We start from the raw sequence: 12,391 nt of genomic DNA on the forward strand, positions 1-12,391 counted from the left end.
CCCGACCACGTCCTTCCGCTCCACTTTCGTTCCTGGCCGCTTGCCAGCGCCAACCGCCAGCCGGCTCCCGGCAGTGGTAGAGGCGCCCCTCGGTCACCACGGCGTCCAGTGGAATATCCCAGCTGTCCGTGGGCAGCTGCGGCACGCACTGCAACTGGTGGGCCGCTCCTATCAGGGCGGGGCCGGCGCCGGGCAGCAGTCGCTTGAAGGCGAAGGTGCGGTCGTAGAAGCCGGCCCCCATGCCCAGGCGGGCGCCGCCGGCGTCGAAGGCCACCAGGGGCACCAGCACCAGGTCCAGTCGTTGCGGCGGATGGCTGTGGCCGCGCAGGGGCTCGGGAATGCGGAAGCGGTTGCGGTAGCTCAGCGGACCGCCGTGCCAGCGGCGGAAGCGCATATGCGGGTGCGGCTCCGCCGGCAGTACCGGTAGGTAGAAATTCCTGTCGGGAAAGCGCCGCACCAGCCAGCGCAAATCCAGTTCCCCGTCCATGGGCCAGTAGATGCCGATATGCCTGGCGCGCTGCATCTGCGGGCTGCGGCTCAAATGGATGGCGGCGGCGCGGCCACTGAGGCGCTGCTGGTAAACGCTGAGTTTGCGCCGGGCCGCGCGCATGCGGCGGCGCAGCTGGGCCTTCTCAGGCCGGGCCTGGCTTTCAGTCATTGGTGGGGAGGACTGGAGGGAAGAAATAAGGAACCCCGAGTGTGCGGCTGCAGACGTAGCCTTGAACCGTTAAGTTCAAGGTGGCGGCTTCCGGAATACATAAGGCTTTCCGCTGCGTGGCGGACCTGCACACCAGCATCCGCTGGAAACCACCTGGGTAAAAGTATCGGCTCGAGGACATAGTCAACTGGCCAACACCCCAGGGCAAGGAAATTATAACGCGGGGGGCTCAAAAAGGCTAAGTGAGGTTGCAGCGAAAATCTGCTCTGGGGGAGTCTGTCAAGCCTAGGGAACCTCTGAATAACTCCGTGATACCTCTGGCTTTCAGAGCGGTTCACAATCAAGGCGCGGCTTCGCAGGAATGTCTAGACCTTTCAAGAAGTCGCAACGCGGAGTGTGAATCGCTCTGAAAGCCCCAAAGGGCGCGGCCTGAAGCGCGCATCTGCAGCGTTGCCACTCTTGTAAAGGACCGGGGGCCATTCACGGCGAGTGGCGCCTAACAGCTGCACGCTTCAGGCCACGCAGAGGCATTACGGAGTTATTCAGAGGTTCCCTGGCGTCGGGATTTGAAGCTGGCTCGACCGACTGAAATTGAAACTCAGGTTTCGTGTTCTTCGATATTGCCCAGTGCGGACTGCACCTTGTCCTGCAGGCGGTCGAGCATTTCCTGTTCCAGTGGCACGCGGGTGAGTTCCGCCTTGGCCTGGATCAGTTCGTGGGCAATATTGAGCGCCGCCATTACTGCAATACGCTCCAGGCCGATGACCGAACCGCTGGAGCGGATGCGCGACATGCGCTCGTGCAGCAGCCGCGCGGAGGCCTGCAGTTCGGCGCGCTCGTCTTCCGAACAGGCGACGCGGTACTCCTTGTCGAGTATGGAGACGGTTACTGTGTTGGCGGTTGCTGCTGAGTCACCCATCAGGAATCTTGCGCTAGCCCCTTGAGGCGGTTGATCATGGCTTCGACCCGGGAGCGGGCGGCTTCATTGTTTTTTACCAGGCGCTGGCGCTCGCGCTGCCAGTCGGCCTCCAGCCGGCGCAGCTCGCGGTTGTCATCGGCCAGCTGCTGGCAGCGGGCGATCAGGGAGTCCACAGTGCTTTCTAACGCTTGCAGCTTATCCATAATTCCTTGCGTCGGTATCGGCTGGCAACGCTACAGACTGCGTAGGCCGGGCTATTCCGCTACTATATTGCCGGCGTATGGGTGGGTCAATCGCCCCGCCCGCGGAGGCAATCACAAAATTGTTGCCCGAAGCAGGTCGTCGAATAGAGTTGCGGCGAACTGGATAAACTCTGATCACTTCGAAAGATAACTAGGCAGTTGTTATGACGCGCGCAGGCAGTGAATTTGAATCCCTGGCCAATGCCATTCTCGCCGCCGGGGGCCAGGCGGATCCGAGCGAGCTGCACGGATTTGCCTGTGGCGTGCTGGCCGCCGGCGCCAGCCCGGACAAAAACCGCTGGCAAAAAGAGCTGGGCGCACTGATGGAACTGGACGCTGTGCCCGCGGACCTGAACAAAAGTTTCCTGCGGCTGGCCCAGGACAGCCAGCAGCAGCTGGGCGACAGCAATTTTGACTTCCAGCTGCTGCTCAGCGACGACGAGGATATTGCCGCGAGGACCATGACCCTCGGCCACTGGTGCCAGGGATTTCTGCACGGTTTCGGCGTGGGCGATCACAAGGGCAAGCTGTTGCCCACCAGTGAGGAGGCCCTGCAGGACATAGGCGCGATAGCACAGGTGGATGCGGACGCGGCGGAGCCCTCCGAGGAGGCGGAAACCCAACTGCTGGAACTGCAGGAATATGTGCGCATGGCAGTGCTGAATATTTTTATTGAGGTGGGTGGCAGTAAAAAAACCGGCAGCGGGCCCACAGTGCACTGATGGCCGATAGCAGAAGTGCAGCTGTGCGTATCGCCAGGGCGGCGCCCGCGGGTATTGCCAGATCGGAATACGCCCGCCGCCGCGCGCGCCTGATCGCCGGGCTGGCGGCCGACAGCCTCGCCATAGTGCCCGCTGCGCGCGAGCAGCTGCGCTCGCGGGATACCTATTTTCCCTTTCGCCAGGACAGCGACTTCCTCTACCTGACCGGTTTCAGCGAACCGGAGGCGCTGCTGGTACTGGTGCCCGGGCGCCCCCAGGGTGAGGCACTGCTGTTCTGCCGCGAGCGCGATGCCGAGAAGGAAATGTGGGACGGCCCGCGCCTGGGCCCGGAGCGCGCGGCGGAAGAGTGTGGACTCTGCGACGCCTTCCCGATCGGCGACCTGGACGACATACTGCCGGGCCTGCTGGAGGGGCGCGCGCGCATCTATTTTACGATGGGCCGCTTCCCGCAGCTGGACCGGCGCCTGCAGAGCTATCTGCAGGCCATAGACGCGGCTCCCGGCAGTGGCGGTTCACCGGAGATGGTCGACCTGGATCACCTGCTGCACGACCTGCGCCTGTACAAGAGTGCCCGGGAACTGCGCCTGATGGCGCGCGCCGCCGAGATCAGTGCCGAGGCGCACCGCCGCGCCATGGCCCGCTGCCGGCCGGGCCTGTACGAATACCAGCTGGAGGCGGAGATACTGCACACTTTCGTCGCCGCCGGTGCGCGCGAGCCCGCCTACCCCACCATTGTCGGCGGCGGCAGGAATGCACTGGTGATGCACTATTGCAGCAACAGCGCGCCGCTGAAAAACGGCGACCTGGTACTGGTGGATGCCGGCTGTGAGTTTCGCGGCTACGCCGCCGACGTGACCCGCACCTATCCGGTCAACGGCCGCTTCAGCGGCGCGCAGAAGGCCTTGTACGAGATAGTGCTGGCCGGGCAGCTGGCGGCGATAGAGCAGATACAGTCGGGCAACCACTGGGACCAGCCCCATTTGGCCAGTGTCGAGGTGATCACACGCGGCCTGGTGGACCTGGGTCTGTTGCGCGGCGAGGTCGACGGCCTGATAGAGTCCGGCGCCTACCGCCGCTTCTATATGCACCGCGCCGGCCACTGGCTGGGGATGGATGTGCACGATGCCGGCGACTACCGGGTCCACGGCCAGTGGCGCCAGCTGGAGGCGGGTATGGCGATGACCGTGGAACCGGGCATCTACATGGCCGCGGACGACGAACAGGTGCCGGAGAAATTCCGCGGTATCGGCATTCGCATCGAGGACGATGTGGCGCTGACCAGAGAGGGGCCGCAGGTGCTGTCCTCTGCGGCGCCGAAAACCATCGCCGATATCGAGTACACCATGCGCGAGGGGCAGGATTTGGTGCAGGAGGAACTGTGGTAACACCGGAGACCCAAAGGGTGGACATCGCCATTGTCGGCGGCGGTATGGCCGGCGCCAGCCTGGCGCTGATGCTGTCCCACTACTGCCCGCAGCTGTCGGTGGTGCTGCTGGAGCAGCGGCCCCTGCCAGACGCTGGCGCCAGTATACGGCTGCCCAGTTTTGACACCCGCGCCACCGCCATCGCCGCCGGCAGCCTGGAGCTCTTCGCCGGGCTGGGTCTCTGGCCGCAGTTGCGCGATTACTGCGCGCCCATCGAGCAGATCCAGGTCAGCGACCGCGGTCGCGCCCTGGGCCTGTCCATGCGCGCAGGGCAGCAGCGCGCCAGCTTCGAGGGCATGCTCGGAGCCGTGATCGAGAACGCGGCCCTGGGGCCGATACTGCACGAGGCTCTGGCGCAGACGGAAGTGCAGCTGCTGGCCCCGGCGCGGGTTACCGATGTGCAGATGGGCGCGGACGGCGCCCACCTGCGCTGGTGCGGGGCGGAAAAGGGCGCCGAATCCGCTCTGCAGGCGGGGCTGCTGGTGGTGGCGGACGGCGTCAACTCGCCGCTGTGCCGGCAGCTCGGCATAGGCGTCGACACGGTACAGTACCGACAGCAGGCGCTGGTCACTACAGTTGGTCTGCAGCGGGACCACGGCGGCGTTGCCCACGAGCGCTTTACCGACGACGGGCCCATGGCGCTGCTGCCGTTGCCAAGGCGCGACGGCCAGCACCGCATGGCGCTGGTGTGGACCTGTGCCGAGGAGGAGGCAGAGTCACTGTGCGCGCTGCCCGAAAGCGGATTCATTGCGCGGCTGCAGCGGACCTTCGGCTGGCGCGCCGGTCGCATAGTGCGTGCGGGCAGCCTGCACAGCTACCCGCTCAGCCTGTCGCTGGCGCGGGAGCAGTGGCGCCGCAATCTGGTGCTGGTGGGCAATTGCGCCCATTTCCTGCACCCGGTGGCGGGACAGGGCTTCAACCTGACCCTGCGTGACTGCTACGGTCTGGCGCAGGCGCTGGCCCGCTCAGGATTGGCGCCCGATTCAACAGGGAGGCTAGACTTGTTACAGGACTACGGCCGCGATCGGCAGCTGGATCAGCAGCTGACCATCGGTTTCAGCGACAGGATTCCGCCGCTTTTCGCTTCCTCCGCACCGCTGGTGCGGGGGCTGCGCCAGGTGGGCCTGCTGGGGCTGACGCTGGCGCCGCCTCTGCGCGCGAGTTTCGTCGGTCAGGCGGCGGGTTTTGGTCTTTAATAGACTGCCGGGATACAGCAGCGGGATAGACACTCTATGAACAGACAACGCCTGGATATCGCGATCGTCGGTGGCGGCATGGTGGGCATGGCCCAGGCCGCGCTGCTGGCGGTGCGCCACCCGCAACTGCAGGTGGCACTGCTGGAGGCGTCGACCGAGGTGCCCCGGGTGCCCGCCGACAGTTATGACGCACGCGTGGTCGCGCTGACCCAGGCGTCCCGCGAGCTGCTCGAGGAAATGGGTGCCTGGGACGCCATCGGCGACAGCCGCGCCTGCCCCTATACGGAAATGCGCGTCTGGGATGCCGAGGGCACCGGCTCCGTGCGTTTTAACAGTCGCGATGTGCAGATGCCCAACCTGGGCCATATCGTCGAGAACAATGTGGTGGTGGCGGCGCTGCGCGCGCGCCTCGAGGCGCTGCCGAACGTGGAACTGGTCAACGGCTTCCGCCTGGAGAGCTGGTGGCGCGACTGCGGCCTCTGGCACCTGCAGCCGCGCAGCGATCGCATCAATGTGATCGAGGGGCTGGAGGAGAACGGCGAGGTGCTGCGCACGCGCCTGCTGATTGGCGCCGACGGCGCCCGCTCCAAGGTGCGCGACCTGCTGCGCATCCGCTGCCAGGATACGGACTATCACCAGACGGCGCTGGTGTGTGTGGCCCGCTGCGAGAAAACGCACCGGCACACGGCCCGGCAGCGCTTCCTGAAAACCGGCCCGCTGGCCTTCCTGCCCCTGGCCGGGCTCGGCGACGAGAATCACTGCGCAGTGGTCTGGTCTGCGGACGAGGCGCTGGCGCGGGAGCTGGTGATGCTGGACGACCAGGCCTTCTGCCTGAACCTGGAGAAAGCCTTCGAGAGCAGTCTCGGCAAGGTGGAATCGGTCAGTGAGCGCTTCTCCTTCCCGCTGCGCGCGCGCCACGCCGAGTCCTATTACGGCCCGGGTGCGGTACTGGTCGGCGACGCCGCCCACAGTATTCACCCGCTGGCCGGCCAGGGGGTCAACCTGGGGCTGCAGGATGTGCGCGTGTTGAGCGACGAGATAGGCCGTGCGCTGAAGCGCGGGCTGGAGCCGGCGGATATCTCGGTGATGGCGCGCTACCAGCGCCGCCGCCGCGGCGACAACGCCACCACCCTCAAGGCCATGAGCACCTTCAAGTCTCTGTTCGGTGCCGGCGACCTGCACTGGCGCTGGCTGCGCAACACCGGATTGAGTATGGTGGACGCCAGCCCGCTGCTGAAAAAGCGCATAATCCTCCGCGCCATGGCGGTTTAGCCCGGCGCGGCGGCGATAAAACAAAAGCGATTGAATAAACAGGCCATAGACACTTGAGCCGCTGGATTGCCGTTTACCAGTTTCCCCTCGATAAAGATCTCAGCGAGCTGGCGCTGTTTATCCGCCGCCACCGGCTGCCCCTGCGCCTCGCCGAGGAGGGCAACCGGCAGGTATTGGCGACCCCGGACCCGCAATTGGGGGAATTTCTGCTGCCGCTACTGGAGCGCTGGGAGGCCGGCGAGATAGATCTGGCCAGGGTGCATCTGGAGCCGGTCGAAACGGAAGGGGCGGCGAAGGGCGAAGATGCTTCCGCTACCGCTGAAACTGCGCCGGCGGAAAGCGGAGAGGGCGGCGAAAGCAAGGCCGATGATGAAATCGCTGTGCCGTCGCCGCTGCCCAGCTGGCCCTGGCGGAAAACGCCGCTCAGTCTGTTGCTGATTGCCCTGTGTTTTATCGGCTTTTTTCTATTGCGCAACGACCTGGCGGAATCGCTGGTTATCTATCCGGATCGCGGCGGCGATTTCCAGCTGCAGAATTCGACCCTCGCCTGGCACTGGGCAAAGGGGGAATACTGGCGGTTGTGGACGCCGGCGATAGTGCATTTTTCCCTGCCCCATGCGCTCTTCAATGCGCTGGGTATCTGGATTCTCGGCAGGCCGCTGGAGGCGCGCGCGGGCACTCTGGCATTTGCCGCGCTGGTCTTATTCAGCGCGGCCGCTTCCAACCTGGCGCAGTACTACTGGTCTCCACAGATGGTTTTTGGCGGCATGTCGGGCGTCGTCTATGCACTGGTCGGCGGCGTATTTGTACTGCAGCGCTGGCAGCCGGGCTGGCGCGATGTGCCCGCCGGTATCGTCGCGCTGGCGGTCGGCTGGCTTCTGTTGTGCGCGACGGGCCTGGTAACCTATGTGCTTGGTGTCGGCGTCGCCAACGCTGCGCATTTCGGCGGTTTTATCAGCGGCCTGTTGCTGACACTGCTTTACTGCCTCGCCGGTGGCGCGCGGCATTTTTCTGACAATACGGCCGGTAACTCTGCGGCAGCCTGAATTCTATGATCCTACTGCTTATCTATTTCCTGATCGCCCTCGGTTTTTCTTTTCTCTGCTCCATCGCCGAGTCGGTCATTCTCAGTGTCACCCGGCCCTACATCAGCCTGCTCGAGCGCGAGGGACACAGGGCCGGGCGCTTACTGCGCAGGCTCAAGGACGATATCAACGCGCCCCTGGCCGCGATACTGACGCTCAACACCATCGCCCATACCGCTGGCGCCGCCGGTGCCGGCGCCCAGGCGGCGGCGGTGTTCGGCAGCCAGTACCTGGGGCTGGCGTCGGCGATACTGACACTGTTGATCCTGGTTTTTTCCGAGATTATCCCGAAGACCCTCGGCGCGCTCTACTGGCGACAGCTGGCACCGGTCACCGCCTACGGGTTGCGGTTCCTGGTGTGGATTCTGTACCCCTTTGTGAAAATGTCCGAGTGGCTGACCCGCGGCATGTCCCGGGGGCCGACGCTGACCGGTTTCAGTCGCGATGAATTCGCAATCATGGCGGAAATCGGCGAGGCCGAGGGACAGCTGGAGCGCCGCGAGTCGAGTATCCTACGCAATCTGTTTTTCACCCTGCGCGATCACTCGGTGCGCGAGGTGATGACGCCGCGCACCGTGGTCTATTCGCTGTCCCAGGACGCCACCCTGGGGGATTCCTATGAGGATGTGGAAAAGAGCCGCTTTTCACGCATACCCGTATACGAACGCGGCGATGCGGACTGCGTGGTGGGTTTTGTCCTGAAGCAGGAGTTGCTGCTCGCCTTTGCCAAGGGAGACAGGGAGGAAAAACTGGCGGAATTCCGTCGCGATATGCTGATGCTGCCGGAGACCGCCACCATCTACCAGGCCTTCCAGAAAATGCTGTCGCGACGCGTACAGATCAGCGCGGTGCTGGATGAATACGGCGGTCTCGAGGGGCTGGTGACCCTGGAAGACCTGCTGGAAACACTGCTGGGCGAGGAGATAGTCGACGAGGCGGACAAGACACCGGACCGCCAGGAAGTCGCCAAGCGCCTGTGGCGACTGCGCTCGAAAAAATACGGATTAAAGGTGGACGAAACCGCGAGGGTGGAGCGGGATGCAAAGGAGACCAGTGAGGGGGCCGACGAGGAGCGCAAATAATCCGGCGGTTGAATTTGCGGAACCTCGCCCCGATTGTTCAGTCTGAAAGTTAAGCGGTTTTCTGGAGTTGGCATAGTGCGAACCGGGATCTTGTTTTTAGTGCTTCAGTCTCTGCTGCTGTGCGCAGCAGTGCAGGCTGAGCCCGGCGCGACGAAAAGCTTCCAGGCCGAGTTTGCAGCTGCTGTCCAGCTCGCAGGTAAGGGTACCTCTGCGGATGATCCCGAAGGCGAGGAGGATCCGCAAAAGCCCGCAGACACCGCGACCCGGCCGCGCGGGGCTGCCGCAACCCAGCTTTTTCCCATCCGGCATCTGCCGCTGCCCCCCGGCCGCGAAGGCCACCGCATTCGCGCCCCGCCTGTCCCGGCGTAACTTCATTTCCCTATTTCTGATTTCGGTCTCTGCGCCTCGGTAGCGCAGTGGTCACCCGTTTGCCTGCGCGCCCGCGGGGCGCGCATCACAGTGAGTTATCGCCATGAAAAACCTGAATGTTTTACAGTTGCAGGATTTCGACAAGCTGGTCTTTCCGGAAGAGTTCAGGGAGCTGACCCTGGACTCGCCCGCACTCAGCTTTGTGTCCGACTTCAAGAGTCACTACCCGGCGCTGCTGACGCCGTCTGTCCTGGCCGTGAATGCGGCCCAGGTGATGCAGGCCGGCCACCTGAGTGCTGTGCTGGTACTCGACAGGGAGGGACTTTTTACCGGATTGCTGACGGCGGAGGACATCAGTTATCAGCGCGTGATGCAGCGTGTGGCCGAGGGCGTGCCCCGCGATGTGCTGACGGTCGGCGATCTGATGCGCTCCCGCAGCGAACTCAAAATACTGAGTTACCAGCAGGTGGAAAAAAGCCGTATTCGCGATGTGCTGGAGTCGATGCGCCGCCATGGCCAGCGGGACTGCCTGGTCGTGGACCTGCAAAACCACCATGTGCGGGGCCTGATCAGTGTCGCGGATGTGGGCAGGCGCCTGCACGCCGAGATTCATATTGACTCGGTGCCGACCTTCGCCGATATCCAGCGCGCGGTGGCGCCGGCACACTGACAGGCACTGTGCGATGGCCGCCAGCGGCCATCGTTATTTGGCCGGGTCGATGCTGTCACCGAGACTGTTATTGACCCGGAACCAGCCGGTGACGCTGTAGCGCGGCCGGTTGACCATCAACACCTCGTGGGGGAATTCCTCGCTGAGGAATATCACCATCTGCCCGAAGCGCGGCGCCACTTTCAGCAAGGGCTCTGCCGGCGGGGCACCGTCGACTTCCGGCGGGTAGATCGCCAGCTCACCGCCGTCCCGCGGCTGCCAGTTGGGAGTCAGGTAGAGCACGGTACTGAGCACCCGGTTGGTGTTGCCTTTGAAAGCGTCCAGGTGCTTCCTGTAGAAGGTGCCGCGGTCGTAGTAGGCGTAGTGACACTCGTAATCGAACAGCCCCAGGAAGAGGCGCCGGTTCAGGCCCAGGCGCAGTGCCTCCATCCAGCTCAGGTAGGCGGCCACCGCCGGGTTGGCGCTGTCCAGCCAGAAGATCTCGTCGCCGCGCACGAAGCGGTTCAGCTGATGCTCCTCCTCGCGGCCAATACCGGCGCGCTTGAAGCGCTCGCGGTCAATGGACCTGAAGTGGCGCAGCATGCCGCCGAGCACTGCCGGCGGCAGGGGGGCGGGCAGCACTATATAGCCGTCGCTGCGCAGGGCTGTGGCGACCTGGTCCAAGGGGTCGCCGTCGCGGGCGCCCGGGCGCCGTAAGTAGGCGGGGCGCACCTCCGCAAGGGCGGAAACGGTGGTGTTCAATAGGGGAGTCTCTGTATGCGGCGGAGCGCCGCTTGTGGGGATGGCCACTTATACCGCTAATGAGGGGGGCGGCAAAGCTTTTTATTGCCCCTAATCAGAAAGTTGGTAACTCCACCCTTTCGGTCCCGGTTAGAGCACTTTGCCTTCAATTCCGGCGTCGGTAACCCGGTATCTGAGATGCCATTTTTTCATCGCCGCCGAATCTTTGGTGGCGAGCCTGTTGCCGGGCAGTCATTCGTCCCGGTGCCTGCTAGGCTTGCAGCATATCGCCGTCTGGTAACACCGGTGGCGCAGCCGCTAGAATACGCGGCTTTCTTAACTGGTGAATCGAGAACAAGAGATGGGAAACAGAACGCCTCTGTATGACACGCATGTCGCCATGGGCGGCAAAATGGTGGACTTCGGCGGATGGGATATGCCGCTGCACTATGGTTCACAGCTGGATGAGCACAACAGGGTGCGCACCGATGCGGGCATGTTCGACGTCTCCCATATGACCGTGGTGGATGTCGACGGCGAGGGTGCCCGCGACTTCCTGCGCTACCTGCTGGCCAACGACGTGGCCAAGCTGGACGGCAACCCGGGCAAGGCGCTCTACACCGGTATGCTGAACGAGCAGGGCGGCGTGATCGACGACCTGATCGTCTACTTGCGAGATCCGGGCTACCGGGTGGTGGTCAATTGCGCCACCCGCGACAAGGATCTGGCGTGGATGAACCAGCAGGCGCAATCCTTCGATGTGACCCTGACCGAGCAGCCGGATCTGGCCATGGTGGCCATCCAGGGCCCCAATGCGATCGACAAGGTCAAGAAGGTCATGGGCATCGAGTGGGTCGCCGCCATCGACGGCCTCAAGGTGTTCCAGAGCGTGGCCCGCGGCCGCTGGTTTGTGGCCCGCACCGGCTACACCGGTGAAGACGGCCTGGAGATCATGGTGTCCGGCGAGGACGCCCCGGGTTTCTGGCGCGCCCTGGCCGACGCCGGCGTGGCCCCCTGCGGCCTGGGTGCGCGCGATACGCTGCGCCTGGAGGCGGGGATGAACCTCTACGGCCATGAGATGGACGACGACACTTCACCGCTGGTGGCCAACATGGCCTGGACTGTCGCCTGGCAGCCGGAGGATCGCGACTTTATCGGCCGCGCGCCGCTGGAGCGGGAGAAGGCCGCGGGCGTGAAAGAGAAGCTGGTGGGCCTGGTGCTGGAAGAGAAGGGCGTGTTGCGCGCGGACCAGCCGGTAGTGGTGGACGGCAGTGACGACCGCGGTATCATCACCAGCGGCACATTTTCCCCCACCCTGGGCCATTCCGTTGCGCTGGCGCGGGTACCGGTCACTGTCGGCGATACCGCCCAGGTGGAGATGCGCAAGAAGCTGGTGCCGGTAAAGGTGGTGAAACCCTGCTTCGTGCGCAACGGCAAGTCGGTGATTTGACACCTGCTGCTGGCGAGTTATACAGGCCGGGCGGGATGTCCCAGCCGGCCCGGCCCCCAAAAACCAGAAACTAGAAATGCACAATCGAGGGATCACAGAATGAGCGAGATTCGCAACGAACTGAAATACCTGTCCAGCCACGAGTGGGCGCGGCTGGAAGAGGATGGCACTGTCACCGTCGGTATCAGCGACCACGCCCAGGACGCGCTGGGCGACGTGGTATATGTCGAGACCCCGGAAGTGGGCACCAACATCGCGGCCGGTGACGAGGCCGGCGTGGTGGAATCCGTGAAGGCGGCCAGCGACATCTACTCCCCGGTTTCCGGCGAAGTGGTCGCGGTCAACGAGGCGCTGGAAGACGCCCCGGAAACCGTCAACTCCTCTCCCTACGACGACGGCTGGATGTTCCGCGTCAAGCCCAGCGATACCAGCGAGCTGGACAATATGCTGGATGCGGACGCCTACCGGTCCGAATCCGAGGAATAATCCTCAACCGGTGACGGAAATAAAAAAAGACGCTGCGAAAACGCCGCGGGGTGTTTTTTTTTGGGGGGGGGGGAAGAGGGGGGGGGGGTGTTCCCG

14 protein-coding genes and 1 other RNA gene are annotated in these 12,391 nt (G+C 64.1%); 9 read left to right on the forward strand and 6 right to left on the reverse strand.

Translation table 11 applies throughout. The annotated features are described in order from the left end of the window. The 4 genes from IG627_RS00615 to IG627_RS00630 form a co-directional block, all read right to left on the reverse strand. A partial coding sequence (locus IG627_RS00615; protein ID WP_193189209.1) for a 5-formyltetrahydrofolate cyclo-ligase occupies positions 1-658 on the reverse strand: 658 nt, incomplete at its 3' end. Between the two features lie 28 nt (positions 659-686). Further along, a non-coding RNA gene (gene ssrS, locus IG627_RS00620) (6S RNA) lies at positions 687-867 on the reverse strand. A gap of 389 nt (positions 868-1,256) precedes the next feature. Beyond that, positions 1,257-1,577: a cell division protein ZapA gene (locus IG627_RS00625; RefSeq protein WP_193189210.1), complete on the reverse strand. Its 321-nt coding sequence runs from the start codon at positions 1,575-1,577 to the stop codon at positions 1,257-1,259. Further along, positions 1,577-1,780, reverse strand: a complete 204-nt coding sequence (locus tag IG627_RS00630; RefSeq protein ID WP_193189211.1) for a TIGR02449 family protein — start codon at positions 1,778-1,780, stop codon at positions 1,577-1,579. Before IG627_RS00630 ends, IG627_RS00625 begins: the two co-directional genes overlap by 1 nt. Before the next feature lie 203 nt (positions 1,781-1,983). Here IG627_RS00630 and IG627_RS00635 point away from each other — a divergent pair, with 203 nt between their 5' ends. From IG627_RS00635 to IG627_RS00660, 6 genes are read left to right on the forward strand one after another with little or no spacing between them, the layout of a single operon-like run. Then, a complete protein-coding gene (locus tag IG627_RS00635; RefSeq protein WP_193189212.1) occupies positions 1,984-2,541 on the forward strand; it encodes a UPF0149 family protein in 558 nt (185 codons plus the stop codon). Then, positions 2,541-3,926 (forward strand): aminopeptidase P N-terminal domain-containing protein, encoded by a 1,386-nt coding sequence (locus IG627_RS00640; protein ID WP_193189213.1) that lies wholly within the window; start codon positions 2,541-2,543, stop codon positions 3,924-3,926. The genes IG627_RS00635 and IG627_RS00640 overlap by 1 nt, the downstream gene beginning before the upstream one ends. Beyond that, a complete protein-coding gene (locus IG627_RS00645; RefSeq protein WP_319024455.1) occupies positions 3,920-5,161 on the forward strand; it encodes an FAD-dependent oxidoreductase in 1,242 nt (413 codons plus the stop codon). The genes IG627_RS00640 and IG627_RS00645 overlap by 7 nt, the downstream gene beginning before the upstream one ends. 36 nt (positions 5,162-5,197) lie before the next feature. Beyond that, a complete protein-coding gene (locus tag IG627_RS00650; RefSeq protein ID WP_193189214.1) occupies positions 5,198-6,433 on the forward strand; it encodes a UbiH/UbiF/VisC/COQ6 family ubiquinone biosynthesis hydroxylase in 1,236 nt (411 codons plus the stop codon). Positions 6,434-6,486: 53 nt separating this feature from the next. Next, entirely contained in the window at positions 6,487-7,479 is a 993-nt protein-coding gene (locus tag IG627_RS00655; RefSeq protein WP_193189215.1) for a rhomboid family intramembrane serine protease, read from the forward strand. Positions 7,480-7,484: 5 nt separating this feature from the next. Next, complete coding sequence (locus IG627_RS00660) at positions 7,485-8,600, forward strand: CNNM domain-containing protein (RefSeq protein ID WP_193189216.1); 1,116 nt, start codon at positions 7,485-7,487, stop codon at positions 8,598-8,600. Between the two features lie 96 nt (positions 8,601-8,696). Here the strand turns inward: IG627_RS00660 and IG627_RS00665 are convergent, their stop codons facing one another. Beyond that, entirely contained in the window at positions 8,697-8,975 is a 279-nt protein-coding gene (locus IG627_RS00665) for a hypothetical protein (protein WP_193189217.1), read from the reverse strand. A gap of 97 nt (positions 8,976-9,072) precedes the next feature. Here IG627_RS00665 and IG627_RS00670 point away from each other — a divergent pair, with 97 nt between their 5' ends. Further along, complete coding sequence (locus tag IG627_RS00670) at positions 9,073-9,639, forward strand: CBS domain-containing protein (RefSeq protein ID WP_193189218.1); 567 nt, start codon at positions 9,073-9,075, stop codon at positions 9,637-9,639. Between the two features lie 33 nt (positions 9,640-9,672). Here IG627_RS00670 and IG627_RS00675 read toward each other — a convergent pair whose 3' ends face one another. After that, complete coding sequence (locus IG627_RS00675) at positions 9,673-10,380, reverse strand: 2OG-Fe(II) oxygenase (RefSeq protein ID WP_226864571.1); 708 nt, start codon at positions 10,378-10,380, stop codon at positions 9,673-9,675. A gap of 340 nt (positions 10,381-10,720) precedes the next feature. Between IG627_RS00675 and gcvT the strand changes: the two genes are divergently transcribed. Both gcvT and gcvH read left to right on the forward strand, forming a co-directional pair. Beyond that, positions 10,721-11,809, forward strand: a complete 1,089-nt coding sequence (gene gcvT / locus IG627_RS00680; RefSeq protein WP_193189219.1) for a glycine cleavage system aminomethyltransferase GcvT — start codon at positions 10,721-10,723, stop codon at positions 11,807-11,809. Between the two features lie 99 nt (positions 11,810-11,908). Continuing rightward, complete coding sequence (gene gcvH, locus IG627_RS00685; protein ID WP_193189220.1) at positions 11,909-12,295, forward strand: glycine cleavage system protein GcvH; 387 nt, start codon at positions 11,909-11,911, stop codon at positions 12,293-12,295. Positions 12,296-12,391: the final 96 nt, after the last annotated feature.

Source organism: Microbulbifer taiwanensis (genome assembly GCF_014904815.1).
GTDB lineage: Bacteria > Pseudomonadota > Gammaproteobacteria > Pseudomonadales > Cellvibrionaceae > Microbulbifer > Microbulbifer taiwanensis.

What these genes read in the sequence shown, in the direction of transcription:
- IG627_RS00625 (WP_193189210.1), bottom strand. Translation starts at nt 1,577, where the DNA reads ATGGGTGACTCAGCAGCAACCGCCAACACAGTAACCGTCTCCATACTC.
- IG627_RS00630 (WP_193189211.1), bottom strand. Translation starts at nt 1,780, where the DNA reads ATGGATAAGCTGCAAGCGTTAGAAAGCACTGTGGACTCCCTGATCGCC.
- IG627_RS00635 (WP_193189212.1), top strand. Translation starts at nt 1,984, where the DNA reads ATGACGCGCGCAGGCAGTGAATTTGAATCCCTGGCCAATGCCATTCTC.
- IG627_RS00640 (WP_193189213.1), top strand. Translation starts at nt 2,541, where the DNA reads ATGGCCGATAGCAGAAGTGCAGCTGTGCGTATCGCCAGGGCGGCGCCC.
- IG627_RS00650 (WP_193189214.1), top strand. Translation starts at nt 5,198, where the DNA reads ATGAACAGACAACGCCTGGATATCGCGATCGTCGGTGGCGGCATGGTG.
- IG627_RS00660 (WP_193189216.1), top strand. Translation starts at nt 7,485, where the DNA reads ATGATCCTACTGCTTATCTATTTCCTGATCGCCCTCGGTTTTTCTTTT.
- IG627_RS00665 (WP_193189217.1), bottom strand. Translation starts at nt 8,975, where the DNA reads ATGAAGTTACGCCGGGACAGGCGGGGCGCGAATGCGGTGGCCTTCGCG.
- IG627_RS00670 (WP_193189218.1), top strand. Translation starts at nt 9,073, where the DNA reads ATGAAAAACCTGAATGTTTTACAGTTGCAGGATTTCGACAAGCTGGTC.
- gcvT (WP_193189219.1), top strand. Translation starts at nt 10,721, where the DNA reads ATGGGAAACAGAACGCCTCTGTATGACACGCATGTCGCCATGGGCGGC.
- gcvH (WP_193189220.1), top strand. Translation starts at nt 11,909, where the DNA reads ATGAGCGAGATTCGCAACGAACTGAAATACCTGTCCAGCCACGAGTGG.